Here is a 25,905-nt window from a genome sequence, read left to right as displayed (position 1 = left end):
GGGTCGCGGGGGGTCGGCGCGCCGAAGAAGTGGTGTGTGGTGGAAACTGTATGGCGGAGACGGACGTTGCACCTGGCGGCGTGCTCCGCCGGGCGGCGTGCTCAGCCGAACTGGCCGGGCCGGTAGTCGCCGGCCGGCATCCTCAGCATCACGTTCAGCCGGTTGTAGGTGTTGATCACGGCGACCAGCGCCACCAGCGCGACGAGCTGCTCCTCGTCGTAGTGCTTCGCCGCGTCGGCCCACACCTCGTCCGGGACGCCGCCGGCCGCGTCGGCGATGCGGGTGCCCTCCTCGGCCAGCTCCAGCGCCGCCCGCTCGGCCTCGGTGAAGACCGTCGCCTCGCGCCAGGCCGCCACCAGGTTCAGGCGGAGCTGGGTCTCGCCCGCGGCGAGGGCGTCCTTGGTGTGCATGTCGGTGCAGAAGCCGCACCCGTTGATCTGGCTGGCGCGGATCTTCACCAGCTCCTGGGTGAGGTGGGGGACCGACGAGTCGGCCACCAGCCTGCCCGCCGCGGTGAGGCGCTTGACGAAGCTGGTTCCCAGCGGACTGGCGAAGGCGTTGACGCGCGGTTCCATGTCGGATCTCCTCTGGCCGTGTGGACGGTTCACCACTGCGACGGAACGAGTGCGGGGAGATGTGACATCGGAAGGTGTGACCTGCGGCACAGGTGGTCGGGGGTCAGTACTGGTTCTGCTCGGAGAGCTGCCGCATCTCGTCGAGCCGGCGGGTCTGGCTGTCGACGATCGACTGCGCCATGTCCTTGGCCGGCTGGAACCGGCCCTGCTCGGTCTCCGTCCGGGCCAGCTCCAGCGAGCCCTCGTGCTGCTCGGTCATCAGGGTGACGAACCGGGAGTCGAAGTCGGCGCCGGAGGCCTGGCGGAGCTCGTTCAGTTCCTGCTCGGTGGCCAGCCCGGGCAGGCTGCCGCCGGTCGGGCTGGAGGTACCGGTCGGGCTGGCGGTACCGGTGGGGCTCTCCGTGCCCGTCGGGCTTCCGGTGCCGGTCGGGCTCCCGGTGCCCGTGGGGCTGGAGGTGTCCGTGGGGCTTCCGGTACCGGTCGGGCTGGAGGTGTCCGTGGGGCTACCGGTTCCGGTCGGGCTCGCGGTTCCGGTGGGGCTCGCGGTTCCGGTGGGGCTCGCGGTGCCGGTGGGGCTGGCCTCCGGCACGGGCTCGCCCCAGGAGGTGAGCCACTGGGTCAGCTGCGCGACCTGCGGCTCCTTCTCCTGCTTGATCTGCTGGGCGAGCGTCTTGACCTGCTGGGACTCGGCCCGCGACTCGGCGAGGTCGGCCATCTCGATCGCCTGGCGGTGGTACTGGATCGTGCCCTGCGCGAACGACACGTCCTGCGCGTCGTGCGCCTGGTCGTTCCCGGTGGGCGAGGGGGAGGCGGTCGGGCTGCCGGTCGGCGTCGGGCCCGGGGACGACGCGCTGTCGGTGCCGCAGGCGGCCAGCGACAGGGCGGCGACGACGGCGACGGCCACGGCGCCGGACGCGCGGGCCGGGGAACGGTGGGTGCTCATGGTGGTGCGGCTCCTTGGACGGCCCCGGTTCGGGGCGGGGACGGGGCGGCCGGCCGGGCGGCATCAGCCTAAGCAGCCCTCCGCGCCCCGGGCCCGTCCGGCTGAGCCACCCGTGTCACCGGTGTCACCCCGCCGGTGGGACGTCCCTCAGCCGCGGGAGGCCGCCTCGAGTTCGTAGGCGACCTCCAGGAGGGTGCGCTCCTCGCCCATGCGCCCGGAGAGCATGACGCCGACCGGCAGGCCGTCCGGCGTCCGGTGCGGGCCGGGAAGGGAGACCGCCGGGCTGCCGCAGACGTTGTTGATCGGGGTGAAGGCCACGTAGGACTTCAGCCGGGTGATCAGGTCCGGGAACGGCACCGCGGGGGACAGGTGGCCGAGCCGCGGGGTGGTGTGGGCCAGCACGGGGGAGAGGAGGACGTCGTAGCGGGCGGCGGAGTGCTCGTACGCCTCCTGGGAGGCGCGGCGCAGGCGCCGCAGCACGGTCGGCGTGGTGCGCCAGCGCCCCAGGAAGTGGGCGCGCAGGCCCTGGCTCAGGCCGTCCATCCGGCGCCGGTCGAAGCGCCGGTCCATCAGCAGCCGGCCGGTCGAGCCGGCCAGGAAGGCCAGCAGGCCCCAGTAGGTGACGAAGTCCTCCTCGAACCGCCCGTCCAGCGGCATCCGGTACGGCTCCACGCGGTGGCCCAGGCCCTCCAGCACGGTGGCCGTGGCGGTGACCGCGGCGCGGGTGGCCTCGTCGGTGACCGTGCCGGTGGGGGAGTCCAGGAGCAGGCCGATCCGCAGCCGCCGGTGGCCGGGGCCCTCGACCGTGCCGATCGGGGGCAGGGCCGGGGCGGGGCGCGCCTGTTCGGCCGCCGCGAGGAAGGCCGCCGTGTCCCGCACGGTGCGCGTCACCGCCCCGTCCACGACCACGTCGATGGGCAGGCTGCGGCCCGTCTCGTTCGGTGCCATGCGGCCCCGGGTCGGCTTGAGCCCGACCAGCCCGCAGCAGGCGGCGGGGATGCGGATGGAGCCGCCGCCGTCGTTGGCGTGCGCGACGGGCACCGCCCCCGCCGCGACCAGCGCCGCGCTGCCGCCGGAGGAACCGCCCGCGGAGAACGCCGTGTTCCACGGGTTGCGGACCGGCTCGGCGTCCTCGAACTCGGTGCTGGCGTTGAAGCCGAACTCCGGCAGCCGCGTCTTGCCCAGCACGGTCATCCCGGTGGCGGTGAACTGCCGGGTGAACGGGGCGTGCCGGGTCGCGGGCCGGGGGACGAAGGCGGCCGTGCCGTGGCCGGTGGGCAGGCCCGCGTAGGTGGTGTTGTCCTTGACCAGGGTGGGGATCGCGGCGAGCGGCCCCTCGCCGGGGGCGGCGGCGACGCCCGCCTCGAAGGCGTCCACCTGCATCGCGTGGAGCCGGCCGTCCACCGCGCGTATCCGCTCCACCGCGGCCCGGGCCAGCTCCTGGGCGCTCACCTCGCCCGCCCGCAGCCGGGCCAGCAGGCCCACCGCGTCGTCCGTGCCGAGCGCGTCGTCACGGTGGGCGAGCACCGGGGCGGGCGCGCCGTCCGCCACCGGGTCCACGGACGGGTCGGTTGCGGTCATCGGGTCCTCCGTCGGGTCGGGCGGCAGCCCCGGCTCCGGGGCACGGCGAGCGTACTCGGATCATGAGAAGCCCCGACAGCCCTCGGCGGCCCTCAACGGCCCCTGGCGCAGACCCCGGCGGCGTCCTGGAGCCCCCTGGCCCCCCACGGGCCCCGGCGGCACGCTCCCGGCCCACCCGGGTGCGCCGGGAGCGCGAGGCGGACGGTAGGTTCCACCGGGCACCGGGCACCGGGCGCCGGGCACCGGTGCGCCACCGCCGGGGACGGCACGACGACGCACGAGCACGCACGAGGACGCACGAGCACGCACGAGGAACGGAGCGCGGATGACGAAGGTCGACCTGGTCGAGGACGGCGGCCGCTGGACGCTCACGCTGAACGACCCGGACCGCCGGAACTGTCTCGACGAGACCATGTGCCGCGAACTGGGCGAGGCCGTCGCCACGGTGGCCGACGACCGCGGCGCCCGGACCCTGCTGGTCACCGGCGCCGGCTCCGCCTTCTGCGCCGGCGCCGACCTGCCCGCGCTGTTCGGCGACACCGGACGTCCGGTGTCCGAGATCCGCGAGCACCTGCACCAGGTCTACGCGAGCTTCCTGAGCCTGCGTTCGCTCGGCATCCCGACCGTCGCCGCCGTGCAGGGACCCGCCGTGGGCGCCGGGTTCAACCTCGCGATGGCCTGCGACGTCCGCGTGGCCGGCCCCCGCGCCGCGTTCGCCGCCACCTTCACCCGGATCGGGCTGCATCCGGGCGGCGGCTGCACCTGGTTCCTGGTCGACGCGCTCGGCCCGCAGAAGGCGCTCGCCCTGCTGCTCGACGGCGGGACGCTGGACGCCGAGGCGGCGGTGCGGGAAGGGGTGGCGCTCACCGTCGCCGAGGACCCGGTCGCCGAGGCCCGCGCGCTCACCGAGCGGTGGGCCGCGGTGGACCCGGCGCTGGTCCGGGACATCAAGCGGGCCGTGGGCATCGCCCGCACCGGCGACTTCGGGGCCACGCTCGAGTTCGAGTCCTGGGCCCAGGCGTCGACCGCCACCGGCGAGGAGATCCGGCGCGCGGTCGAGCGCTTCGGCAAGCGCTGATCCCCGCGCGGCCCACCGCCGCGGGCACGGTGCGCTGTGCGGCCGCCGTGCCCGCGACGACGGTGATGGGCGGCGGCACAGACCTCGCGCGCGCGGCCTTGCCGCGGTCCCCGGGCGCCGGGACGGTGACGGGAACCGATTCCCGAGCCATGCGTGAGAGGTGGACCACCGTGTCACCAGGCACCCCGTCACCCGGCACCACGTCACCAGGCACCGCGTCAGCAGGCACCGAGTCAGCAGGCACCGCTCCACAGGACACCGGGGTACGAGAGACCGGCGGGAGAGAGACCGGCGGAAGAGGAGCGGGCCGGAGCGGGCGCGTGGTCCGCGCGGCCGGGCCGTGGTCCACCGTGTGGCGACGCGTCGTCACCCTGCTGTCCGCGCTGGCCGTGCTGTGCGCCCTGCCCGCCCCCGCGCTCGCGGAGGGCGGCGGCGCCGGAGCGGCGCCACGGCCGGTGATCTTCGTGCACGGATCCAGCGGATCCGGCGGCCAGTTCGAGACCCAGGCCAGGCGGCTGACCAGCAACGGCTTCCCGGCCGAACTGATCGAGGCCCACGAGTACGACTCCACCTTCGCCACCACCACACCCGAGGCGGTGTACGCGGGGCTCGACCAGCGGATCGACCGCCTGCTGCGGCGCAGCGGCGCCGACCGTGTCGACCTCCTGGCCCATTCGCTGGGCACCCTGCTGATGCAGACGTACCTGCGCAGTTCCCCGGAACGCGCCGCCAGGGTCGCCCACTACGTCAACCTCGACGGGCGGACCTCACCCGACCTGCCGGGCGGCGTGCCCACCCTCGCCGTCTGGGGCGAGGGCGACCCGGCCCGCGCCGTCGGCGGGGCGCACAACGTCCACCTCCCCGGCCAGGGCCACACCGAGACGGTCACCTCCGAGGAGACCTTCGCCGCGTTCTACCGCTTCTTCCACGGCGAGGAACCGCGCACCACCCGGATCCTGCCCGAACGGCACATCACCCTGGCCGGGCGGGCCCAGCTCTTCCCGTCCAACGTCCCGGCGGAGGGCGTGCGGCTGGAGGTCCACCGGGTCGATCCCCGCACCGGGGCCCGCCTCGGCGGCCGGCCGGAGGCCGTCGCGACGATCGGCGCGGACGGCGCGTGGGGTCCCGTGCGCGCCAAGGGGTCGGCCCACTACGAGTTCGCCCTGATCTGGGACGAGGACTCCACCCACCACCTCTACTTCCCGCCGTTCGAACGCTCCGACCACCTGGTGCGGCTGCTGACCAGCCGGCCGGGCGAAGGCGTCTCCGGCCAGGTGGAGACCGGCGACGGGCACGCCGCGCTCACCGTCACCCGGCAGAAGGAGTGGTGGGGCGACCAGGGGGAGACGGGCGACTCGCTCACGGTGAACGGCGTCGAACTGCTGAACGCGGCCAACACCCCTCGCGTCCGGCGGACGATCGGCCTGTTCGTCTTCGACAAGCACTCCGACCGGGTCACCGACCTCTCCGCGCCGCTGTCGCCGTTCTTCCAGACGCCGTTCCTGAGCGGCATGGACGTGTACCTGCCGGTGACGAACCGCCGGGACCGGCCCCTCTCGCTGGTCTCCCGCCCGCGGGGCGAGGGCGGCCGTGTCGACGTGCTGCGGGTACCCGCGTGGCCGTCCGGCACGGACCGGATCTCCGTCCAGTTCGACGACCACTGACCCCGCCGCCGGACGGGCCCCGGCCGCGCGCGGCGGCCGGGGCCCGTCGTCTCCGCCGGGCCGCCGGACCCGGGGCGGAACCGGGAGGACGGCTCAGGCGGCCTAGGCCCTGTCCGCCTCGCGGGCGGCGCGGGCGTCGGCGAGGGCGTCGAGTTCGCGCATCGCCTCGGCGTGGGCGCTCATCCGCCGGCTCAGCGAGCCGTACGTCACGAACGCGGCACCGGCGCACGACACGGGGACGGAGAGGCCGAGGACGGCCAGCGCCTCCGGCCAGTCCCGTTCGTGGGCGCAGAAGGTGTACCCGCGCAGGCCCTCGTTGGCGGTTCCCGCGTCGGTGAGGAGGCGGGACTCGCACTCCCGCGGGGACCGGTCGTCGGGCTCCTCGTCCGCTTCGTAGGGGAGGAGGAGCAGGACCGCGCACCAGGCCCACAGGACGCCCGCGACGGTCAGCAGGGCGATGCCCAGGACGCGTATGCGCTGCGACTGCTCGCGGAACCGCCGGTCGTACTCGTGTGATCGCATGGCCGGGGAACCTAGCAGGTGCGGGTGCCGGCCGGACGGCCGAGGGAGCCGGGCGCCGACCCGGTAAATCGGTTGCGGCCCGCACGGGGGGAGTGTCGGATCCCGGCCATGACGATCGTTCTGGGAACGCCGACCACCGACGGGGTCCGCGCGGCCATGACCGCGCTGCGGGAGTGGCAGCACGACGAGGCGCCGATGCAGCTGCACCCCGGGGACATCGGCTGGAACCACCGGCTCGGAGCGGCCGGGACGGCCGCGGCGGTCCGGACCTGGAGCCGGGACGGGCGGATCCTCGCGGTCGGCCTGCTCGACTCGCCGACGCTGCTGCGGATGACGCTCGCTCCCGACGCCTTCCGGGACGAGGAGCTGGCGCGGCGGCTGGTCGAGGACCTCTCGCTGCCCGCGCGGGGCGTGCTGCCGGAAGGGGCGGTGTCCCTCGAGGCGCCGCGTGGCCTGCTGCTCCACGACCTGCTGAACCGGGAGGGCTGGGGCGTCGACGAGCCGTGGACGCCCCTCTTCCGCGACCTCGGCGAGCCGGTGGAGGACCCCGGCGCGCGGACCGTGCCGATCGGCCCCGAGCAGGCGCAGGGCTTCGCCGACGTCCTGCGGTCGGCGTTCCGCACCACGCGTCCCACGCCCGCGTACCGGCACGCGATGCAGACGTCGCCGTTCTTCACCGAGGCGCGCTGCCTGGGCGTCCACGACGACCGGGGCGGTCTGGCGGCGGTGGTGACGGTGTGGTCGGCGGGCCCGGGGAGGCCGGGGCTGGTCGAGCCGATGGGCGTCCACGAGGACCACCGCGGGCGCGGCCTCGGCCGGGCGGTCACCCTGGCCGGCGCGGCCGCGCTGCGGGAGCTGGGCGCGTCGAGCGTGCGGGTGTGCACTCCCGCCTCCAACGCCGGCGGCGTCGCCACGTACCGGGCGGCAGGGTTCGCGGCGCGGCCCGAGGTGCGGGACCGGATCAGGCCTGCCTGACGCCAGGTCCCCGCGGCGGCGCTCCCGGCGGCGGACCCGCCGTGCGTCGCGGCCGGGCGTATCGGAAAGCGGGGGAAGGGCGGCCTCCGGTGTCGGATTTCCGGGCGGCGGGGGAGCTGGCTGGCCCGGAAGGGCTGGTCAGGCGCACAGTGACCCGTCGGAAACACGCACGCCTCAGTGGGGGAGTACCGCGGGAACATGGGCAAGTCGAACAGTGGGCGACCGGCGGTCGTCGCCCTCGCGTGCGCCGGGGTCTTCGTCGCCTACCTGCCGGTGGTGACCGTCGCCGTCAGCCTCCCCGCCATCCAGCGCGCGCTCCACGCCTCCACCGCCCAACTCGCCTGGGTCCAGGACGCGTTCGTGCTGCCGATGGCCGCGTTGATCCTCACCGCCGGCCTGCTCGGCGACATCCACGGGCGCCGCGGGGTGTACCTCGCCGGCCTCGGCCTGTGCGCGGCCGGCGCGGTGACCGCCCTGTGCGCCGGGTCCGTGCAGGTGCTGTGGATCGGCCAGGCCCTCGCCGGGGCGGGCGCGGCCGCGCTGCTCCCGGTCACCCTGGGCCTGATCAGCCACGCCGTGCCGGACCACCAGCAGCGGGGCAAGTACATCGGCATATGGACGACCTGCATGATGGGCGCCATGGTGGTGGGCCCGCTGGTCGCCGGACCGGTCGTCACCCACCTCGGCCGGCGCTGGATCCACGTGCTGCCGCTGGTCTGCGCGCTGATCGCCCTGGCGGCGGCCGCCCGCCTGCTGCCCGACAGCCGCCCGCCGCACGCCCGCCGACCGGACGTGCCCGGCCAGGTCACCGCCGCCGTCGCGATCACGGCCCTGGTGTACGGCGTGATCGAGGGCGGCGAGGCCGGGTTCTCGCACCCCGCCTCCTACCTCACGCTGACCCTCGCCGCGGTGGCGCTCGCCGCCTTCGTGGCCGTCGAGCGCCGCAGCCCGTCGCCGATGCTCGACCTCACCCTCTTCCGCAGCCCGGGCTTCACCGCCTCCGCGCTGGTGGCCGCGGTCAGCTTCCTCGGCCTGATCGGCTTCTTCTTCGTGCTGAGCCTCTACCTCGGCATCGTGCAGCGGCTCGGCACCACCGAGGCGGCCCTGCGGGTGATCCTGGTGAACCTGGTGTCCATGACGCTCGGCCTGGCGGCGGGGAGGATCATGCGCCACGTCCGGCCGCGCGTCCTGATCACCACCGGCCTGCTGGTCGCCGCCGCCGCGCTGGCGACCATGCTCGGCCTGGAGGCGGACACCTCCTACGTTGCCCTGGCCTGGCGGCTGGCCCTCCTGGGCCTCGGCCTGGGCCTGGTGATGCCCTGCATCACCGCCGTCGCCGTCTCCTCGGTGCCGCCCCACCAGGCCGGGATGGCGGGCACCGGCAACAACGCCTTCCGCCAGGTCGGCAGCGCGCTCGGCCCGGCCCTGCTGGGCACCCTGCTCGCCTCGCGGGCGGCGGACTCCCTCGCTGGCCGGATGGACGAGGCGGGAGTGGCCGCTCCGGCCGCGCGCCGGGCGGTGGAGACCGCCCGCGAGGACGGCATCGGCGCGGTGGCCGGCCTGGACCTCGGCCCCGACACCGGACGCGCCATGGACGCCCTGTCCGCCGCCTTCCTGGACGGCCTGCGACTCTGTCTCACCGTCTCCTCCACCCTGCTGGTGGTCGCCGCCCTCGCCGCCGCGGTGCTGCTCCGGCCGCGCCGCGTACCTGCCGCAGGCGGGCCCCCGGCGGCCGCCGGGGCGCAGAAGTCCCCGACGGGGAGGGGCCCGGAGCCCGTGACCGCCCCGACGCCCGCGCACTGAACGCGCCTCACGCGACGCCTCGCGGAACGCCACGGAACGCCTTTCGCGTCGCCCATGGAACGCGGCCCTACGATGACCGGGCGGTCCACGGGCCGTGCCCGCCCCTCCCCGTCCAGGTGGTCCCCATGAGCTCCCCGCCCCTCGACGCCCTCGACCTCAAACTGCTGCAGGCGCTGGAACTCGACGGACGGGCCCCCTTCAGCCGCATCGCCCAGGTGCTCGGGGTCTCCGACCAGACCGTGGCCCGGCGCTACCGGCGGCTGCGCGCCAACGCGCGACTGCGGGTCACCGGGACGACGGACCGCGGCCGGCTCGGCCAGGAGGGCTGGATCGTCCGACTGGGCTGCTCCCCGGGGGCGGCCGTCTCCCTGGCCGACGCGCTGGCCCGCCGGCCCGACACCCGTTACGTGGACCTCATGTCCGGCGGCAGCGAGGTCGTGTGCGGCATCACCCCGGCCGACCGGCGGCAGCGGGACGAACTCCTGCTGGAACGGCTCCCGCGCACCCCCCGGGTGACCTCCATGAGCAGCCACTGCCTGCTCCGCCCGTTCTACGGCGGCTCCCTCGGCTGGCTCCGCAAGATCAGCGCGCTGGCCCCCGAGGAGGAGGCCGCCCTGCGACCTCCGGCCGCCGACCCGCCCGAGGAACCTGTCGTGCTCGACCCGACGGACGAGGCGCTGCTGGCCGCGCTGCGCCGCGACGGGCGGGCACCCCTGGCCGAACTCGCGTCCGCCACCGGACGTTCCGAGGACGTCGCCCGCCGCCGACTGGCCCGGCTCCGGCGGAGCGGCGTGCTCTACCTGACCGTGGAGTACGCCCACGAACCCCTCGGGCAGGCGGTGCCCGCGATGTGCTGGCTGACCGTCGCCCCCCAGGGACTGGCCGAGGTCGGCCGGGCCGTGGCCACCCACCCCGAGGTCAGCTTCGCCTCGGCCGTCACCGGGCGGGCCAACCTCGTCCTCTCCCTGCTGTGCCGGACCACCGACCACCTGTACGGCTACGTGACCGAACGGCTGGGAGCGCTGGAGGCCGTCGTCTCCGTGGAGACCACGCTGGTCCTACGCCGGGTCAAGGCCCTGACCCACTAGGCCCTTCGCCGCCACGCCGAGGCGGGCGCCAGGTGGATCGGTCGGCCGGCGCGGTGCGGAGTCGCCGCAGGTCCCGCACGAGCGTGTACGAGCCGGCGAGGAGGAGCACGGCTCCGGCCACGGGCCAGACGGCCGACCCCCCGGAGCGGTACTCACGCACGGCGGGGACGAGCAGCATCACGGCGACAAGAACACCGAAGGCCGAAAGCAGAGCGCTGACGCGGTGAGTCACGAGCACATCATCGACGACGGTCCCGGCCGGCTGGAGCGATCCGGGGAAATGGCCGGGTCGGTCGGGGCCGCGAGTCCGCCCCGGGCCGTCGGGGCATGCCGCAGCACCCTGCCGGGGGCGCTGTCCCGTCCGGTACGTCCGGCTGCTAGCGTCCGGCGGCATGTGGGCTCACGAGACCGTCGCGGGACGACCGGCCTGGCGGCACATCCCCTCCGGCGTGGTCTTCCGGGCCGTACCCGGCGGGACGTTCCGCATGGGGCTGTCCGACGCCGAACTGGACGCGGTCCGTGCCATCGACGAGGCCGGCGGGGCCGAGGAAGACCTCGGGTTCTTCTTCGCCGGCGCCGACCAGGCCCGGCCGGTGCGGGACGTGCGGGTGGAACCGTTCCTGATCGCCCGGCATCCGCTCACGGTCGAGCAGGTCCGGCACTGGCTGCCCGAGTACGAGGACGGCTTCGCCGAGTCGGGCACCACCACCGCCCGGCTGGATGAGGACCTGGACGACCTGCTCGCGGCGCTGCCCTTCCGGCTGCCCGGCGAGGCGGAATGGGAGTACGCCGCCCGGGCGGGAACGACCACCCTGACCTTCCGCGGGAACGGACGGCCCGGCGAGGACGAGGTCCTCGACGACTTCGCCGACGAGAGCCGCACGGCCGCCGCCGAGAACCCCTTCGGGCTGGCGGCGATGGGGTCGGCCAACGAGATCTGCGCCGACGTCTGGATCCCGCACTTCACCGACGCGCCGACGGACGCCCGCCCCCGCACCGGGGACGGCCCCCGGGTGGTGCGTGGAGGCGGCGGCGACCTTTACCCCTGGCAGGGCTGCGACGAGTGGCTGCTCCTGCTGTCCGCCACCCGCGGCGCGTTCCACGACTTCACCGCCGTCCGCCCGGTCGCCCCCCTGCCGACCGCGCGGGACGTCTGAGGCCGTAGGCAGGAGTACCGCGCGGGCAGCGGCCGGTCCCTTCTCCCGTCGGGACGGGCGGCGGGGCGTCGGCGTTACGGCTCGGAGGCGATGTCCGGGGTGGTACCGGTGGCCGGAGCGCCGGGCAGGGACGTGTTCAGGTGCTCGTAGGTGCCGGTGATCTCGAGCATGCGCCTGAGTTTCGGGCCGATGTGGTCGAGGTGGAAGCTGATGCCCTGGCGGCCCGCCAGGCGATGTGTCATCAGCAGGACGGACAGCCCCGTGGAGTCCACCGTCCCCAGTTCGCGGCAGTCCAGGCGCAGTTCCCGCAGGGCGGTGTGCTCACCCAGGAGATGCCGGACGGTCCGGACCACCTCGTCACCGGTGTCGTAGTCGAGGTCGCCGCGCAGGGCGAGGCGCACGGTCCGCGGGCCGAGGAACTGGAGGACGGTGAGGGACTCGTCGGGGGAGGCGGTCACGGGCGAACTTCCGGCGTGTGGGTTTCAGGGCGGGTGGTGAGCGTGGTGCGGCCGGCGGCGAGGACGCGGCGGGCCCGGGGGAAGTCGCGCAGCTGTTCGTCCAGCAGGTCCAGGGCCGGCAGGAGGGAGCGGTCCGGGACGCCGCGGGCGGTGAGGACGTCCGCGGTCCAGGCGAGGAAGCCGGTGAAGAGGTCGTCGTCGTCCACGTACAGGGCGGCGGTGAGGAAGTCGACGATGTGGGCGATGTCCTCGGCGGTGCGTTCCCGCTGGTCGTCGTCGTAGTCGGCCATGGCGGGGAAGCGTTCCCGCAGGCGCCGGAACGTGTCGCGGACCAGCGTGCGGGAGGACCGGCTGACGAGGGTGTACTCCTGGTCGGTCAGGTGCGGCAGGTCGTCGGCCACCTGGTGCGGCGGCCGGGGCCGGGGCAGGGGGCCGGCGGAGAGCCGGTCGGCGGCGGCGCGGGCCTCGGGCGCCCAGGCGTCGGCCCCCAGCCGGCGGGCGTAGCGGCCGTCGGCGCCGAAGGCGAGACCGCCGACCATGACCGGTGTGCCGATGGCCTGGACGGCGGTGATCGCGGCGTGGGCCGGAGGCAGACGGGTGGAGAGCGCCGCGGACAGGCAGACGGCGTCGGCACCGGTGCGGTGGATCTGGCCGACCAGGTGGGCGGTGGGCACCTGCGCGCCGAGGTAGGCGACCTGCCAGCCGCGCAGCCGGAGCGTCTCGGCGAGCAGGCGGGCGGGCAGCGCGTGCCATTCCCTGTCGACGCAGGCGACGGTGATCCTGCCGAGGAAGGTGTCGGGGCGCTGGACGGGCAGCGCTGCGACGACACGGTCGTTGATGGCGGTGGCGGCGTGTTCGTCGGCGACGCTCATGCGGGCGGCGGCCCACTCGACGCCCACCTTGTGCTGGACGGCGCCGACGACCTCCAGGAGGACCGTCTCCGCGTCCAGGCCGGCCTCCAGGGCGTTGGTGACGACGTCGAGGGCGGAGTACTCGTCGGCCGCCCGCACGGCCGTGAAGAGCTTGTCCGCCCATTCCCCGGCCCGCCCGTCACCCGGTGCGGGGGCGAGGCGGGCGCCGATGCCGTGCCGGCCGGGCCCGTCGTCGGAAGCGGGAGTGAGGATGGTCGTCATGCGGTGTACCTGCCCGGGGTCGTTCCGTCCACGGCACTGAGGTGCGCGCCGCGCGGCGCCGTGATGGCCAGGACGGCGATGTCGTCGTGGCGTCCGCCGCCGATCCATTCGTCGGCGAGCATGCGCACGCGTTCGACGACGGCCTCCGCGGGCATCCCGGCGCATCCGCGCAGGGAGCGCCGCAGCCGCTCCTCGCCGAACATGGTGTCGCCCAGCGGGCCGCCCCTGGCCTCGGTGACGCCGTCCGTGTAGAGCAGGCAGGTCTCGCCCGGCGCGAGCCGCACCTCGGCGGTGCGGGTGGTGATCTCGGGCAGGACGCCGATCAGGGAGCCGCCGGTGTCGGCCTCCTCCACGCTTCCGTCCCGGCGCAGGATCAGCGGCGGTGGATGGCCGGCGGAGGTCAGGCGCAGGCGGACGTCGCGTTCCTCGCGCCGGGCGGACGCCAGGACGAGGGTCACGAAGCGGGTGGAGTCGGTCCTGCGCAGGGCGCTGTTCAGCCCTCGCAGCATCCGACCGTGGTCCCCGCCCAGGGGAAGCAGGGCGTGCAGGGAGTTGCGGATCTTGCCGGTGAGGACCGCGGCCTCCAGGCCCTTGCCGGCCACGTCCCCGAGTACGGCCAGGGACTCCCCGCAGTCCTGGTCGGCCGGGTGGACGTCGTAGAAGTCCCCGCCGACGCGGTCGGTGTCGACGCTGGCCCGGTAGCCGCCGGCGAACTCCACCCCGTCGACCTGCCGCAACGTGGGCGGCAGCAGGTCGCGCATGAGGATGTCGGTGATGGCGTTCTGCTCGGCGTAGAGCCGCGCGGCGGACATGGCCGCGCCGGCCCGGGCGGCGAACAGGCCGGCGAACGCCTCCTCCGACGCGCTGAACGCGGCCTGCGGGGCCCGGCGCAGCAGGATCAGGGCGCCGGCCGGCACGCCGTGGCCGGGAAGCGGGGTGATGGCCAGCGAGCCGACCTCGCCGAACCCCTTGGGGACCAGCCAGCCGGGAGCGGCGGCGGGGTCGATCCAGCGGGAGGGCACCGGCGGGAATCCCCGCAGCGCCTCCGGCAGGCCGGGCACGCGGTGCACCGCGCTGGAGACGGTGGAGTGCGTCAGGCGTCCGTGCGGGTCGCAGACGACCATCGGCAGTTTCCTCGCCGCGGTCGGTGCGATGACCAGTGCGGCGTCGGCGAGGTGCTCGACGGCCAGACGCGCGGTGACCTCCATGCACCGCTGCAGGTTCAGCGACGCGAGCAGGGCGCTGGACGCCTCCGTGAGGAACCGGGTGCGTTCCCGCTCGGTCTCCAGTTCGTGGACGGCCGACCGGTAGGCGGTCTCCTCCACCAGCCACCAGGCCGTGTCCCCGCCGGCGAGCGCCGACGGGTGCGCCGAGAAGAACCCTTCGCCCACCGCGCCGCCGACCGAGCCGGTGGCGGCCGTCGCGGCGGCGAGCCAGCCCGGCGACGACAGTGCCTCACCGACGCGGGCGCGGGGCAGGAGGGCACGCGCGGCGTCGTTGAGCTCCGCGACGCGTCCGGCAGCGTCCATCACCACCACCGGGTAGGGGGCGGCGGCGGCACTCACCGCACTCGAGGGACGAGTGCGGGACCTGTCCGGGGACGCGTGCATGGGAAGGGCACCCTCCGGGGGAGAAGACCCTCAATTTTCTCAAGGGCGGAAATATTTGCTCGACGACAACCGTCTCGTACGCCCGGCCCTTCGTGCAAGCCTGGAATCCGTGGCCTTGCCCACCACCGCTGACCAGTGGCTTCCACGGAACGACCGCCGGTTGCCCTCCGGCAGGACGCAGAACCTTCACGTTACGCCCCTGTGGGCGACACGGAGCGGGCGGCACCGTCCGGAGCCACGCAGCAGCGGGGGCCGGTCCGTGCCACGCAGCGGGGGCCGGCCCGCCCGACGGCGGTCCGGCCCCCGACCGCGGGAACCACGGCGGTCAGCCGCGCTTGCGGCGAACGACCATCCAGACCAGGGCGACACCGGCACCGGTCATCAGCGCGGTGCGGTAGCGGCCGACGGCCAGCGCGGTGCGCACCGCGGTGACGGCCTGGGTGGCCCCCGCCTTCACCGGGGCGGGCACGGTCTCGCCGACCTTGCCGGTGACGTCGGCCGCGCGGGTCTTCAACTGGCCGGCCCGGGCGCTGATCTGCGGGGCGACCTCGGCCGCCTTCTCCCGCGCCTTGGCCGTGGTGCCCGACAGGGCGGCGGTGGCCCGGGCGGTGGAGGCCTGAGCCGTGCGGCCCAGCTTCTTCCCGCCCTCGCCGGCCTGACCGCCCAGGCCCTTCAGCCCGGAGGTGAACCGTTCCTTCTGCTGCGTCCTGCTCACGAGCGGCACTCCGTTCATGGTGGGTGGATGCTCGGGGGCCTCCCTCGGGCCGCGGGCCCTGAGGACACCCCCTTCATCCCCTCATGGCCCCGATCGCCGCACTCACACCCCCCAGGACCGGACACGTGGCATCGAACGTGGCGTCACACGCCCCCGGGGCGGCGCCGGACGCCGCACGCCGCCCCGGTGACGGCGCCTCAGTACCGGGGGAGCGCCGGCGCCTTCCGGTGGGCGAGGACGTCGGCCCGTGCCGCCATCAGGTGGGCGCCGAACTCGTCGTTCAGCAGGTAGAACTCGCCCTTGGCGGACTGTTCGAAGAAGACCCGGGCGGCCTCCAGCGGGTCCATGGCGGTCGCGTTGAGCCGCAGCATCTGGGCGCGGTGCCCCTCGGCCGCCGCGACGTCGCCGCTCTCCTCGGCGCCGCCCGCCGCGTCGAAGATGTTGGAGAGGACGGACCCCGGCAGCACCGCCTGGACGTGGACGTGGTCCCCGTGGCCCGCCGCCTGGACCTCCAGGCTCAGGCACTCGGTCAGCGCCAGCACGGCGTGCTTGCTGACGATGTACGGCGCCTGCAGCGGGGCCGCGCCCACGCCGCCGACCGAGGAGAGGTTCCAGACCCACGACTGCCCGGGCTCGGCCATCATCTTCGGCAGGAAGGCGCGGACGCCGTGGAAGGCGCCGTCGACGTTGACGGACATGACGCGCCGCCAGTTCTCGACCGGGGTGTCCCACAGGTAGCCGAACTGCTCCACGCCCGCGTTGTTGACCAGCAGCCGCACCGGGCCCATCTCGGCCACGGTGCGGTCGGCGAGCCGGGCCACGGCCTCGGCGTCGCGGACGTCGCACTCCACGTCGAGGGCCCGGGCGCCGGCCGCCTCCAGTTCCTCGCGCAGCGCCGCCACCGCGGCCGCGTCGACGTCGGCCAGGACCACGCTCATGCCCAGCTCCGTGGCGGCGTAGCGGGCCAGCCCCGCGCCGATGCCCGAACCGGCGCCGGTGATGACGGCGACCCCGCCTCCGAACAGTTCCCGAGCGGTCATGTTCCTCCCCTTCCGACGTGGCGGACCCCGCGTCCGCGCTGCGCGGGTGAGTGCGCGCCCGAACTGTAGATCATGGGAATCGCGTTGCGCCGGGCGGGTGAACCCCGGGCTTCCTCCGGCTGCCCGGGGCCCGGCCGGGTAGACGGCACGACGTGCAGACCTTCCTCCCGTACGCGGACTTCCGCCGGTCCGCGCTGGCGCTGGACCGGCGGCGGCTCGGCAAGCAGCGCGTCGAGGCCCTGCAGGTCTTCCGCGCCCTGACGGTCCCCGGCTACGGCTGGCAGCACCATCCCGCCGTGCGGATGTGGGCCGGGTACGAGGAGGCCCTGGTGCGCTACGGCCTGGAGGTCTGCCGGGTGTGGCGGGAGCAGGGCCGGCCGGACACCTGCGCGGACTCGCTGACCGCCGAGTACGCCGCGCTGCGCCCGGACGCCGCGGACGTGCGGCCGCAGCAGGAGCTGGCCGAGGCCGGGGAGCTGCCGGCCTGGCTGGGGGACCGGGCCTTCCACCGGAGCCACCGCTCCGCGCTGCTGCGCAAGGACCCCGAGGAGTACGCCGCGCGCTTCGCCGGCGTTCCGGACGACCTTCCGTACGTCTGGCCCCCCTCGGACCGGGAGCGTCCGCGGCGGCCGGAGAAATCGTGACCCCGACGGACAATCGGCGAAGCGGAACCGGGCAACGGCCGTAGCGTCAAGGGCCGTTGGGTCCCCGTGGGTCCCAATGGCCGGACTCCGCAACCGCTTTGTTACCGAGGCAACCCCTGTCGCTACGTCCGCTTATGCCCTCCGGTGAGGAACTTGCCGAAATAGTTGGCACCTCCAGCTACTGCTAGGGTGAAAACTCCCCCCACAGGCTGACGGTGCGTCAAGCGGAAGGCGCTGGTGAGGCTGTGGAACTTCGGTCATGAATGCGACGTGAAGAGAGTCCCATGACGTCTTTGCTCCAGGATCCACTCCTGTGGATCTTGCTAGTGGTGCTCGGAGCCGCCGTGGCCGCGACGACCCGCGCGCGACGGACCAACATGGCGCTCCGCGTCCAGAAGGACGCGCTCCAGCGCGAGCTCGGGGCGGAGAAGACCGAGCGGGCGCAGCTGCGGAACGAGCTGACGGCGCTCGAGCACCGGCACCACGACGCGCTCTCCCAGGTGCGCCAGGAGGCCGAGGAGGAGACCAAATCGGTCCTCAAGGCCGCGATGCGCACCCTGCAGGTCCTGGCGGACGAGCAGCAGCTGATCATCGACCGCACGCAGAAGAGCTACGGCGACGACCCCGGTGTGGTCGCCGACCTGATGGAGATCGACCACGCCAACAGCCAGTTCAACCGCCGGGCCCAGGGCATCGCGGTGCTCTGCGGCGGCTGGCTGGGGCGCCGTGAGCACCCCGCCACCGTCTTCGACGTGACGCGCAGCGCCCAGGGCCGCATCCGCCACTTCGACCGGGTGGAGATCAACGCCCAGGTCAACGTGACCGTGGTGAGCAAGGCCGTCGAGCCGCTCGCCGTGGTGCTGGCCGAGCTGCTGGCCAACGCCACCAACTACAGCGCCCCCGAGATGCCGGTCGTCGTCAGCATCCAGTCCGTGCCCAACGGCGTCTGCGTGGTCATCGACGACTACGGCGTGGGCATGAGCCAGGAGGAGAAGGACCGCGCGGCCGAACTGCTCTCCCCGCGGGGCCCGGTGGACCTGGTCGCGCTGGGCAACCCGCCGAAGTTCGGCTTCGCCGTGTCCGGTGTGCTCGCCGCCCGCTACGGGTTCCGCGTCTCCGTCGACACCCCCTCGCCGTACGGCGGTGTGCGCGCCGTCATCCTGCTGCCGGAGGACCTGCTGACGGCCGAGACCCCCGCCCCCGCCGCGGCCGGAGGCACCCACGACACCGCCGCCGCGAACACCGCGGAGCGGACCCGCAGCCTCGCGCCCGCCGTCCCGGCCGCCGTGCCCACCGCTCCCACCCGTGCCGTGGGCACCACCGCCGGAGGACTGCCGAAGCGCCGGCGCGTCGCCGCGGCCCAGACCCCGGCCCGCACCACCCGGCCCGAGCCGGAGCCGGAGCAGCACGACAGCCCGTCCGCGAGCAGCAGCGAGACGACCGCCTCACGGCTCGGAGCTTTCGCGCGGGGGACCGCCCGCGGACGGGACACGACCATCTCGGAAGGATCCGAAGAGCAGTGAATGACCAGCTTTCGTGGGTGCTGGACGACGTTCTGACGGTACGCGGCGCCCGGCACGCCATCCTCGTCTCGGCCGACGGCCTGCTGATGGAGCGGTCCAACGGCATCGAGCGGGACGACGCCGAGAAGAACGCGGCGGCCATGAGCAGCATGCAGTCCCTCAGCCGCGCGGTCGCCCCGTTCGTCGGCGGCGGCAACGGCACCTGGAAGCAGACGCTGATCGAGTACGACGGGGGCTGGATCTTCCTGATCGCCGCCGGCAGCGGCGCCTACCTGGCCGCCTCCGCCGCCCTCGACGTGGACATGGAGACCATGTCGTTCCGGATGCAGCAGCAGGTGAGCGCCCTGGGCAAGGCGATGACCTCCCCGGCGCGCGGCGACGCCGGTGCCGACGCATGACGAGGCCCCCCGAGGACGATCTGGTGACCGGGGACTTCGTCCGGTCCTACGTCATCACCGGCGGGCGGCGGCTGCCCTCACCGACGGACCTGTCGCTGCACACCCTGGTCACCCTGGCGCCCGACCGTGAGCTCCCCCGCCGGGCGAGCCCCGAGGTCCGGGCCATCTGGGACATCTGCGGCGGCGGCTACCTCTCGGTCGCGGAGGTGGCCGCCCACCTCGGGCTGCCGACCGCGGTCGCCCGGCTGCTGCTGACCGATCTCGCCGAACAAGGGCATCTGCTGCGCCGTGCCGCACCGCCGCCGGCCCAAGCCGTTGACCGAGGGACCCTCGAAGAGGTGTTGCATGGACTCCACAAACTATTCGGCTGACCGGCCGGCGGCCACGTACCTCCCGGCGGGCATCAGGCGCGCCGTCAAGATCGTCGTCGTGGGGCACTTCGGTGTCGGCAAGACGACCTTCATCGGCAGCCTCTCCGAGATCGAGCCCCTGCGCACCGAGGAGAGGATGACCGTGGCCTCGGCCCCGGTCGACGACCTCAGCGGGGCGGGCGCCAAGGAGACCACCACGGTCGCCCTGGACTTCGGCCGCATCACCCTCAGCGAGGAACTGGTCCTCTACCTGTTCGGCACCCCCGGCCAGCAGCGGTTCGTCCAGCTCTGGGAGGACATGACGGTGGGCGCGCTCGGGGCGCTGCTGCTGGTCGACCCGGCGCGCCTGGAGTCCACCTTCCCGGTCATCGACCTGGTCGAGAGCTTCGGCCTCGAGTACGCCGTCGCGGTCAACAGCTTCGACCCGGCGGTCCGGTTCGAGGAGAGCGAGATCAGGGAGGCGCTGGACCTGCTCCCGGACACGCCCGTCGTCCACTGCGACGCCCGCGACGTCGTCTCGTCCGCCGAGGCGCTCAAGGAACTCGTCCGGCACCTGCTCACCCGCACGGGCTGAGCGGGCCCGCCCGCCTCTTCTCCTGTCCCCCTGGCCCGGGCCGCAAGGACGCCGGGACGCCGAAGGAACGCACCATGGACCTCATGCCCGCCGCCGACGGCGGCTCACCCGCCCGTTGCCCCATGCACGGCGCCGACTTCGCGGACGACCCGCACGCCGTGTACGACGCGCTGCGCGCCCAGGGACCGGCCGGCCCGGTGGAACTCGCGCCCGGTGTGGACGCCACCCTGGTCGTGGGGCACGAGGCGGCGCTGCGGGTGCTGCAGAACAACACCCTCTTCGCCCGCGACTCCCGCCGCTGGAACGCTCTGCGGGAGGGCCGGATCGCCCCGGACAGCCCCGTGCTGCCGATGATGATGTTCCGGCCCAACTGCCTGTTCACCGACGGTGCCGAGCACCTGCGGCTGCGCAAGGCGGTCACCGACAGCCTCGACGGCGTCGACGGGCGCCAACTGGCGCGTGACGTGCGGCAGATGGCGGACTTCCTGATCGACCGGTTCAGCGAGCGCGGCCGCGCGGACCTCATCGAGGAGTACGCCAAGCTGCTGCCGCTGCTGGTCTTCAACAAGCTCTTCGGCTGCTCCGCCGACATCGGGGACCGGCTCACCCGGTCCATGGCGGCCATCTTCGAGGGCCGGGACGCCATCCGCGCCGACCAGGAGCTCACCGCCTGCCTGATGGAACTGGTGGCCCTCAAGCGCCGCGAGCCTGGCGACGACGTCACCAGCCGGCTCGTCCAGCACCCCGCCGGCCTCAACGACACCGAACTCAAGGACCAGTTGGTGATGCTGATGGGCGCCGGGGTGGAACCCGAGCGCAACCTCATCGGCAACACCGTGCTGCTGATGCTCTCTCCCGAGGGCGCCGGGCTGCTCATCGAGGAGGCCATCGAGCACGTCCTGTGGGACAACCCTCCCATCGCCAACTACGCCACGCACTACCCCAAGCAGGACGTCGAACTGGCCGGGACCCGGCTGCCCGAGGGCACCCCGGTGGTGATCAGCTTCGCCGGGGCGAACGCCGACCCCGCCCTCAACCAGGCCCGGCGTTCCCGCAGCCAGGGCGCACACCTGTCCTGGGGCGCCGGGCCGCACAAGTGCCCGGCGAGCTCACCGGCACAGGTGATCGCCCTCACCGCGGTGGAGAAGCTCTTCAACGAGCTGGACGAACTGGCCCTGGACGCCCCCGCCGAGGACCTGCGGTGGCGCCCGGGCGCGTTCCACCGCGCCCTCGCCTCGCTGCCCGTGCGGTTCAGCCCCTCCGCGGCCACCCGGGTCGCCACCATGACCGGACGCCACCCGCTGCCGCCGCCCGTCGCCCAGCCGTCCCCGTCCGCCCCCCGGACCGCCCCCGCACAGCCGGCGGCGCCCGCCCGGAAGAAGGGGTTCTGGGGCACCTTCCTCGACGTCTTCCGCCTCTGAGGCGCGCGGGGGCCGCGCCCGCCGCAGTCGTCCGTCCGTACGTCCGCGAACCGCAAGGGGAGGAACCAGGATGAGCGCTGTCGCCGATCCCGCCGCCGGTGGCCCGGCCGGCTGCCCCGCCCACGAGGCGCGTGCCGTGACCGTACCGCCACCGGGGAACCGGGCCACGGGCCCCCGGCCGGCGGACGGGCGGTCCGCCGGCCGGGGCACCGCCGACCGGCCTCCCGTGGACCGTCCTCCCGTGGACCGGCCTCTCGACCGGCGGGCCGCCGAACGGCCTCCCGTCGACCGGCGGACCGTCATCTCCCTGGTGCGGCGCCTGCGTTCGGCCGAGGGGCAGCGGGACCCGCTGCCCGTCTACCGGGCCTTCCAGGAACTGGGCGACGTGGTGCCCGCCCCCTGGGGAGGCCACTTCCTCACCGGGTTCGACCTCTGCAACGAGGTGCTGCGCTCCCGTGACTGGCTCACCCCCGACATCGCCTGGCAGGAACGGCAGCCTGACCCCGGGCGCTGGCACGCGCCGGCCACCCTGGAGATGAGCCGCACCCTCTCCCGCCTCAACGCGCCCGACCACACCGCCCAACGGCGCGCCCTGGGCAACCTGTTCGACCGCCGCACCCTGGAGGCCGTGCGCCCCCGGATCGAGGAGCACGTCGACACCCTCCTCGACGGCCTGGAGGCGGCTCTCCTCGCCCGCGGGGAGGCCGACTTCGCCACGGCGGTCGCCGACCGCCTGCCGATCCGGACCGTCGGCGGGTGGCTGGAGCTCCCCGAGGAGGACCACGACCGGATCCTGAGCTTCACGCACCGCCAGGTCTTCGCCCAGGAACTGCTGCCCACCAGGAGCGAACTGGCGGTCTCCGAGGCGGCCACCCTGGAGATGCGGACCTACTTCACCGCGTTGCTGAAGCACCGCCGGGCCCACCTCGGCGACGACGTCCTCTCCGGCTGGATCCGCCACTGGGACGATCACCACGCCGGCGACCGGGAGGCCGCCGACCGGGTGCTCTACCACCTGACGATGTTCGTCACCATCGCCTCCCTGGAGACCACCGCGACCCTGCTCTCCACCACGGTCGCCCTGCTGCTCGCCGACCCCGCCCGCTGGGAGTGGCTGCGGAACCACCCCGAGCACGTCGACGACGCCGTGGACGAGGCCCTGCGGTACGACCCGCCGATCTGGCTCAACAGCAGGATCGCCGCGAAGGACACCGTCCTCGGAGGCGTGCCGATGGCCAGGGACACCGTCGTCCACGTGCTGTACGGGGCCGCCAACCACGACCCGCGGCGCAACCCCGACCCCGGCGCCTTCGACATCCACCGCAGGGGCGCGCACCTCACCTTCGGCGGCGGCGCGCACTACTGCCTGGGCGCGGCGCTGGCCCGGCTGGAGGCCCGCACGCTGCTCACCCGGCTGCTGAAACGTTTTCCCACCCTGCGCCTCGCCGCCGACGGGCCCGAGTACGCGCCCCGGATGGTGTTCCGCCGCATCACCTCGCTCAAGCTGGAGACCGCATGACCTCGACGTTCAAGACCCTGCGCGTGCGGCGGGACGGGGACGTGCTGCACGTCGAGCTCAACCTGCCGGAGCGGGGCAACGCCGTGTGCGAGGCCATGCTGGACGACCTGCTGCGGGTCCTGGAGGGGCAGGAGCCGTCCGTACGGGCGGTCGTGCTCTCGGCGGCCGGTGCCGACTTCTGCCTCGGCGGCGACCGGGTCGAGTTCGCCGAGCAGCTCGCGCGCGATCCGGACGGGGCCGGGGTCCGGATCTCCGGGGACAAGGCACGCCGCGTCTGCGCCGCCCTGTCCCGCAACCCGGCGGTGACCGTCGCCAAGGTCCGGGGGCGCGCGGTCGGGGCCGGGTTCGCCCTGGCCCTCGCCTGCGACCTGCGGATCGGGGCGGAGGACGCCACGTTCCGCCTGCCCGAGGTCGCGCTGGGGCTGCCGGTCGCATGGGGCGGTCTGCTGCCGCGGCTGCTCGACGAGGTCGGCACGGCGCGGGTGCGGGAGATGGTGCTCACCGGGCGGCCGGTGGGGGCCGAGGAGGCGCTGCGGTGGTCCATCCTCCAGCGGGTCGCACCGGCCCGTGACCTCGACGCGGAGGCCGAGGCGTGGATCAGGCCCGCGCTGCGGCGGCCGCGGGGCGGGCTCCGGATGACCAAGGCGCTGCTGGAGGCGCACGGGACCGCGGCGCGGATGGCCGACGCGTCCGTGCTGGACGGCGAACTGATGGCGGCGGCGCTGCTGGCCGGGCAGCGGGGCGGCCTCCGGTAACCCGGCGACCGCGCCGCTGCGCTGCCGCCGTACCCGAGCCGCTGTGCCGGACGGCCCCCGGTCAGCGGTTCCGGCGGGCGACGGACGCGCTGAGGGCCGTGGCGAACAGGCACCACCCCGCGTACGGCAGCAGCGCCGCGGCGGCGGGGCGGTCGACCCGCGCCACACGGCGGATCAGCCCCAGGTTGGCCGCGTCCAGCAGCAGCGCGCCCGCGAAGCCGGCCGCCGGGCTGCGCCGGGCGAAGAACAGCCAGGTCCAGGACGCGTTGAGCGCCAGGTCGGCGCCGAACCAGGCGGCCGTCGCCCGCCGTTCCCGGCCGCGCGCCCGGCCCAGGGAGCGCCCCGCGCTCCACGCGATCGTCGCGTACAACGGCGTCCACACCGCGGGGAACGCCTTCGCCGGGGGCTGCCAGGACGGCTTGTCCAGCCCCGCGTACCACTCGTCGGACGGCCCCGCCGCCCGCGCGCCCACCCAGGCACTCACCGCCACCGCGGCACTCGCGGCCGTGTACGGCCACCGCTCCCCGGCGGAACCCCGCACGGTCCTGCGCTCATCACTCATACGCCCCGGGTACCCAGCCCGCCCCGCCCGTCCTGCGGAGCCCGGCAGTTTCTTCGGCCGCTCCTCGACCGCTCCAGGTCACCACGGCCGTCCCGCGCTCACCGGCGGCGGCGCGGAAGTCCCGGAGAAGCGGCGATGTCTGTCTCACCCGTCGCGTCGGCCACCGAGCCCCGCGCAGGCGCTCATCGGAGCACCACGCTCACGCCCCGCTCGCGGAAGATGCGCAGGAGCAGGTCGAACAGCGGGATGTCGCCGTCCCCGGTGGGCACGTGCTCCGCCAGCCGTGCTCGGGCTTCGGCCGAGGAATCCCAGTGCAAGGTGAACGGCGTTGTGGCGCCCCAGCGGCCCAGCAGGCAGTCGTCCAGTGCGTCCAGGTTCCAGCCGAAGTAGCCACCGGGTCCGTTGACGGCCTCACCGATCGCGCAGTAGAAGCTGTCCTCGTCGACGACGTGCCGGCCGTCCAGGGTGAACACCTGGCCCGTGGGCGCGTCCGGCCTCCCGTGGCGCTGGTACTCCCGGGCCCCCAGGGCCACCGACAGCCACGCGTGTCTCTCCTCGGCTGCGAGTTCCCGCCACAGCCCGCAACGGTTCAGGCGACCGGTACGGACCAGCTCCCACACCGGTTCCGCTCCTGGCAAGGCGTCCTCGCAGCACAGCGTCACCGTGAGGTCGAGGAGGCCCGCTCCGCGGGCGGAGGGCTCGACGTCGACGACCGTGACCCAGTTCGCGAAGTAGGACCCCATGGTGGCGCCGTCGCCGTCGAGGAGGCTCAACCAGGCGTTCCCCGCGTGGGCGCGACGACGTCCGACATGATCGACGCTCTTCAGCAGACGACCCTGCGGGAGGCACCCTTCGAGGCGCACTCGGCGAGCCCCCCGTGTGTCCGGCGAAGGCGTGAAGAATCCCTCGGCCTCGTGGGCGAAGCCCCAGAAAGCGCTGTCGTCCTCGTCCGAGGTGAGCGCGTACCTCGGTCCCTCGCCGCTCCGCAGTGACGTTCGCATCGCACCCCCGACCAGCGCCGATCCTACCGATGCCCGAGAAGGGCGCAGACGCGCTGCCTGCTACCGGGGCCCCGGGCTGCCGGCCGGTGGGGTGCGGGGGCGGAGGCGCTCTCCCTGGGGGCCGAACAGGATGAGGTATTCGACCGGGCCGCCGGGGCCGGCGTTCGCGACGCCGTGGGGTTCGCGGGTGTCGAACTCGGCGACGTCCCCGGCGGTCAGGACGAGGTCCTGGTCGCCGAGGGCGAGCCACAGCCGCCCGTACAGGACGCACAGCCACTCCCAGCCCTCGTGGGAGACCTGCCGGGGCCGCGCGGGCGGTTCCTGGAGCGCGGGCAGGACGTGCTTGTGGGCGTGCAGGCCGCCGACGTACCGGGTCAGCGGCAGTACCGCCTTGTCGTCGCCGGCACGCCGGAGTGCGGAGGTGCGGGGCCCGGGGGAGGGAGCGGCGGCGGTGCCGGCCAGTTCGTCCAGGGAGACGCCGTACTCCTTCGCCAGCCGCAGCACCACCTCCAGGGTGGGCCCGCGCCGGCCGGTCTCGATCCGCGACAGTGTGCTCGGCGAGATGCCGGTCGCGCGGCTGATGCCGGTGAGCGTGGCGCCGCGGCGCTCGCGCGCGGCCCGCAGCCGGGGCCCCATCGCCGTCGTCGTGTCGGCCAGGTCGTCGCCCGCCACCCGCTCCGCCCCCTTCCGGACGTGCCGCTCCACCGCGGTGTCCTGCAAGTTTGCCAGAACGGCAACGGAGATCGCGGGGGACGGCCGCCGCGCCGCATGATCGAGGTGTACCCGCGTCCACCC

The 25,905-nt window shown here is 74.5% G+C and carries 26 protein-coding genes; 14 read left to right on the top strand and 12 right to left on the bottom strand.

What is annotated here, in order from left to right; genetic code table 11:
• Positions 1-101 precede the first annotated feature (101 nt).
• From ABZ836_RS26475 to ABZ836_RS26465, 3 genes are all read right to left on the bottom strand, one after another.
• The gene (locus ABZ836_RS26475) at positions 102-575 is read right to left on the bottom strand and encodes a carboxymuconolactone decarboxylase family protein (RefSeq protein ID WP_361146162.1); all 474 of its coding nucleotides are present in this window, start codon (positions 573-575) and stop codon (positions 102-104) included.
• A gap of 103 nt (positions 576-678) precedes the next feature.
• Positions 679-1,518: a DUF305 domain-containing protein gene (locus ABZ836_RS26470; RefSeq protein WP_356131965.1), complete on the bottom strand. Its 840-nt coding sequence runs from the start codon at positions 1,516-1,518 to the stop codon at positions 679-681.
• Positions 1,519-1,665: 147 nt separating this feature from the next.
• The gene (locus ABZ836_RS26465) at positions 1,666-3,099 is read right to left on the bottom strand and encodes an amidase (protein WP_361146158.1); all 1,434 of its coding nucleotides are present in this window, start codon (positions 3,097-3,099) and stop codon (positions 1,666-1,668) included.
• Between the two features lie 325 nt (positions 3,100-3,424).
• Here ABZ836_RS26465 and ABZ836_RS26460 point away from each other — a divergent pair, with 325 nt between their 5' ends.
• A complete protein-coding gene (locus ABZ836_RS26460) occupies positions 3,425-4,177 on the top strand; it encodes an enoyl-CoA hydratase (protein WP_361146155.1) in 753 nt (250 codons plus the stop codon).
• A gap of 320 nt (positions 4,178-4,497) precedes the next feature.
• On the top strand, positions 4,498-5,841 hold the full coding sequence (locus tag ABZ836_RS26455; RefSeq protein ID WP_361146152.1) for an alpha/beta fold hydrolase: 1,344 nt from the start codon (positions 4,498-4,500) through the stop codon (positions 5,839-5,841).
• Between the two features lie 102 nt (positions 5,842-5,943).
• On the opposite strand, the gene ABZ836_RS26450 is transcribed toward ABZ836_RS26455, so the two are convergent.
• Positions 5,944-6,363 carry a hypothetical protein gene (locus tag ABZ836_RS26450; protein WP_356131977.1) on the bottom strand — a complete coding sequence of 140 codons (420 nt, stop codon included), beginning with the start codon at positions 6,361-6,363 and terminating at the stop codon, positions 5,944-5,946.
• Positions 6,364-6,471: 108 nt separating this feature from the next.
• Between ABZ836_RS26450 and ABZ836_RS26445 the strand changes: the two genes are divergently transcribed.
• From ABZ836_RS26445 to ABZ836_RS26430, 4 genes are all read left to right on the top strand, one after another.
• Positions 6,472-7,338, top strand: a complete 867-nt coding sequence (locus tag ABZ836_RS26445; RefSeq protein ID WP_356131979.1) for a GNAT family N-acetyltransferase — start codon at positions 6,472-6,474, stop codon at positions 7,336-7,338.
• 198 nt (positions 7,339-7,536) lie between these two features.
• On the top strand, positions 7,537-9,141 hold the full coding sequence (locus tag ABZ836_RS26440; protein WP_356131982.1) for an MFS transporter: 1,605 nt from the start codon (positions 7,537-7,539) through the stop codon (positions 9,139-9,141).
• Positions 9,142-9,266: 125 nt separating this feature from the next.
• A complete protein-coding gene (locus tag ABZ836_RS26435) occupies positions 9,267-10,229 on the top strand; it encodes an AsnC family transcriptional regulator (protein WP_361146149.1) in 963 nt (320 codons plus the stop codon).
• Between the two features lie 392 nt (positions 10,230-10,621).
• Positions 10,622-11,386 carry an SUMF1/EgtB/PvdO family nonheme iron enzyme gene (locus tag ABZ836_RS26430; protein ID WP_361146146.1) on the top strand — a complete coding sequence of 255 codons (765 nt, stop codon included), beginning with the start codon at positions 10,622-10,624 and terminating at the stop codon, positions 11,384-11,386.
• A 74-nt stretch (positions 11,387-11,460) separates the two neighbouring features.
• Here ABZ836_RS26430 and ABZ836_RS26425 read toward each other — a convergent pair whose 3' ends face one another.
• The 5 genes from ABZ836_RS26425 to ABZ836_RS26405 all read right to left on the bottom strand — a co-directional run bounded on the left by ABZ836_RS26425 (position 11,461) and on the right by ABZ836_RS26405 (position 16,342).
• Positions 11,461-11,844, bottom strand: coding sequence for an STAS domain-containing protein (locus ABZ836_RS26425; protein WP_361146143.1), 384 nt, complete (start codon positions 11,842-11,844; stop codon positions 11,461-11,463).
• Complete coding sequence (locus ABZ836_RS26420) at positions 11,841-12,977, bottom strand: cobalamin-dependent protein (RefSeq protein WP_361146140.1); 1,137 nt, start codon at positions 12,975-12,977, stop codon at positions 11,841-11,843. Before ABZ836_RS26420 ends, ABZ836_RS26425 begins: the two co-directional genes overlap by 4 nt.
• On the bottom strand, positions 12,974-14,506 hold the full coding sequence (locus ABZ836_RS26415) for a PP2C family protein-serine/threonine phosphatase (RefSeq protein WP_361146176.1): 1,533 nt from the start codon (positions 14,504-14,506) through the stop codon (positions 12,974-12,976). The genes ABZ836_RS26420 and ABZ836_RS26415 overlap by 4 nt, the downstream gene beginning before the upstream one ends.
• Before the next feature lie 406 nt (positions 14,507-14,912).
• Positions 14,913-15,302: a hypothetical protein gene (locus ABZ836_RS26410; protein WP_356131996.1), complete on the bottom strand. Its 390-nt coding sequence runs from the start codon at positions 15,300-15,302 to the stop codon at positions 14,913-14,915.
• A 197-nt stretch (positions 15,303-15,499) separates the two neighbouring features.
• On the bottom strand, positions 15,500-16,342 hold the full coding sequence (locus ABZ836_RS26405) for an SDR family oxidoreductase (protein WP_361146137.1): 843 nt from the start codon (positions 16,340-16,342) through the stop codon (positions 15,500-15,502).
• A 152-nt stretch (positions 16,343-16,494) separates the two neighbouring features.
• Between ABZ836_RS26405 and ABZ836_RS26400 the strand changes: the two genes are divergently transcribed.
• From ABZ836_RS26400 to ABZ836_RS26365, 8 genes are all read left to right on the top strand, one after another.
• Positions 16,495-16,986 carry an MSMEG_6728 family protein gene (locus ABZ836_RS26400; RefSeq protein WP_356132000.1) on the top strand — a complete coding sequence of 164 codons (492 nt, stop codon included), beginning with the start codon at positions 16,495-16,497 and terminating at the stop codon, positions 16,984-16,986.
• Positions 16,987-17,270: 284 nt separating this feature from the next.
• A complete protein-coding gene (locus ABZ836_RS26395) occupies positions 17,271-18,509 on the top strand; it encodes an ATP-binding protein (RefSeq protein WP_356132002.1) in 1,239 nt (412 codons plus the stop codon).
• A complete protein-coding gene (locus ABZ836_RS26390; RefSeq protein WP_356132005.1) occupies positions 18,506-18,907 on the top strand; it encodes a roadblock/LC7 domain-containing protein in 402 nt (133 codons plus the stop codon). Before ABZ836_RS26395 ends, ABZ836_RS26390 begins: the two co-directional genes overlap by 4 nt.
• Positions 18,904-19,278 carry a DUF742 domain-containing protein gene (locus ABZ836_RS26385; RefSeq protein ID WP_356132008.1) on the top strand — a complete coding sequence of 125 codons (375 nt, stop codon included), beginning with the start codon at positions 18,904-18,906 and terminating at the stop codon, positions 19,276-19,278. Before ABZ836_RS26390 ends, ABZ836_RS26385 begins: the two co-directional genes overlap by 4 nt.
• Complete coding sequence (locus ABZ836_RS26380) at positions 19,253-19,852, top strand: ATP/GTP-binding protein (protein ID WP_356132011.1); 600 nt, start codon at positions 19,253-19,255, stop codon at positions 19,850-19,852. The genes ABZ836_RS26385 and ABZ836_RS26380 overlap by 26 nt, the downstream gene beginning before the upstream one ends.
• Before the next feature lie 122 nt (positions 19,853-19,974).
• Positions 19,975-21,273 (top strand): cytochrome P450, encoded by a 1,299-nt coding sequence (locus tag ABZ836_RS26375; RefSeq protein ID WP_356132205.1) that lies wholly within the window; start codon positions 19,975-19,977, stop codon positions 21,271-21,273.
• A gap of 319 nt (positions 21,274-21,592) precedes the next feature.
• Entirely contained in the window at positions 21,593-22,792 is a 1,200-nt protein-coding gene (locus ABZ836_RS26370) for a cytochrome P450 (protein WP_356132208.1), read from the top strand.
• A complete protein-coding gene (locus ABZ836_RS26365) occupies positions 22,789-23,547 on the top strand; it encodes an enoyl-CoA hydratase/isomerase family protein (RefSeq protein WP_356132013.1) in 759 nt (252 codons plus the stop codon). Before ABZ836_RS26370 ends, ABZ836_RS26365 begins: the two co-directional genes overlap by 4 nt.
• 61 nt (positions 23,548-23,608) lie before the next feature.
• On the opposite strand, the gene ABZ836_RS26360 is transcribed toward ABZ836_RS26365, so the two are convergent.
• The 3 genes from ABZ836_RS26360 to ABZ836_RS26350 form a co-directional block, all read right to left on the bottom strand.
• Entirely contained in the window at positions 23,609-24,109 is a 501-nt protein-coding gene (locus tag ABZ836_RS26360; protein WP_356132015.1) for a TspO/MBR family protein, read from the bottom strand.
• A 182-nt stretch (positions 24,110-24,291) separates the two neighbouring features.
• Positions 24,292-24,882 (bottom strand): barstar family protein, encoded by a 591-nt coding sequence (locus ABZ836_RS26355; RefSeq protein WP_356132018.1) that lies wholly within the window; start codon positions 24,880-24,882, stop codon positions 24,292-24,294.
• A gap of 288 nt (positions 24,883-25,170) precedes the next feature.
• Positions 25,171-25,782, bottom strand: a complete 612-nt coding sequence (locus tag ABZ836_RS26350) for a helix-turn-helix domain-containing protein (protein ID WP_356132211.1) — start codon at positions 25,780-25,782, stop codon at positions 25,171-25,173.
• Positions 25,783-25,905 lie beyond the last annotated feature (123 nt).

It is taken from the genome of Streptomyces sp. NPDC047130 (assembly GCF_040643475.1).
Taxonomy (GTDB): Bacteria; Actinomycetota; Actinomycetes; order Streptomycetales; family Streptomycetaceae; genus Streptomyces.
The sequence above is the reverse complement of the archived record's forward strand: the minus strand, read 5'-3'. Positions and strand labels throughout refer to the sequence as shown.

Coding starts and splice junctions, on each gene's coding strand:
- ABZ836_RS26375 (WP_356132205.1), top strand. CDS start 19,975: ATGCACGGCGCCGACTTCGCGGACGACCCGCACGCCGTGTACGACGCG.
- ABZ836_RS26360 (WP_356132015.1), bottom strand. CDS start 24,109: ATGAGTGATGAGCGCAGGACCGTGCGGGGTTCCGCCGGGGAGCGGTGG.
- ABZ836_RS26415 (WP_361146176.1), bottom strand. CDS start 14,506: ATGGACGCTGCCGGACGCGTCGCGGAGCTCAACGACGCCGCGCGTGCC.
- ABZ836_RS26405 (WP_361146137.1), bottom strand. CDS start 16,342: ATGACCGCTCGGGAACTGTTCGGAGGCGGGGTCGCCGTCATCACCGGC.
- ABZ836_RS26395 (WP_356132002.1), top strand. CDS start 17,271: ATGACGTCTTTGCTCCAGGATCCACTCCTGTGGATCTTGCTAGTGGTG.
- ABZ836_RS26450 (WP_356131977.1), bottom strand. CDS start 6,363: ATGCGATCACACGAGTACGACCGGCGGTTCCGCGAGCAGTCGCAGCGC.
- ABZ836_RS26365 (WP_356132013.1), top strand. CDS start 22,789: ATGACCTCGACGTTCAAGACCCTGCGCGTGCGGCGGGACGGGGACGTG.
- ABZ836_RS26470 (WP_356131965.1), bottom strand. CDS start 1,518: ATGAGCACCCACCGTTCCCCGGCCCGCGCGTCCGGCGCCGTGGCCGTC.
- ABZ836_RS26420 (WP_361146140.1), bottom strand. CDS start 12,977: ATGACGACCATCCTCACTCCCGCTTCCGACGACGGGCCCGGCCGGCAC.
- ABZ836_RS26440 (WP_356131982.1), top strand. CDS start 7,537: ATGGGCAAGTCGAACAGTGGGCGACCGGCGGTCGTCGCCCTCGCGTGC.
- ABZ836_RS26435 (WP_361146149.1), top strand. CDS start 9,267: ATGAGCTCCCCGCCCCTCGACGCCCTCGACCTCAAACTGCTGCAGGCG.
- ABZ836_RS26430 (WP_361146146.1), top strand. CDS start 10,622: ATGTGGGCTCACGAGACCGTCGCGGGACGACCGGCCTGGCGGCACATC.
- ABZ836_RS26380 (WP_356132011.1), top strand. CDS start 19,253: ATGGACTCCACAAACTATTCGGCTGACCGGCCGGCGGCCACGTACCTC.
- ABZ836_RS26465 (WP_361146158.1), bottom strand. CDS start 3,099: ATGACCGCAACCGACCCGTCCGTGGACCCGGTGGCGGACGGCGCGCCC.
- ABZ836_RS26445 (WP_356131979.1), top strand. CDS start 6,472: ATGACGATCGTTCTGGGAACGCCGACCACCGACGGGGTCCGCGCGGCC.
- ABZ836_RS26460 (WP_361146155.1), top strand. CDS start 3,425: ATGACGAAGGTCGACCTGGTCGAGGACGGCGGCCGCTGGACGCTCACG.
- ABZ836_RS26385 (WP_356132008.1), top strand. CDS start 18,904: ATGACGAGGCCCCCCGAGGACGATCTGGTGACCGGGGACTTCGTCCGG.
- ABZ836_RS26475 (WP_361146162.1), bottom strand. CDS start 575: ATGGAACCGCGCGTCAACGCCTTCGCCAGTCCGCTGGGAACCAGCTTC.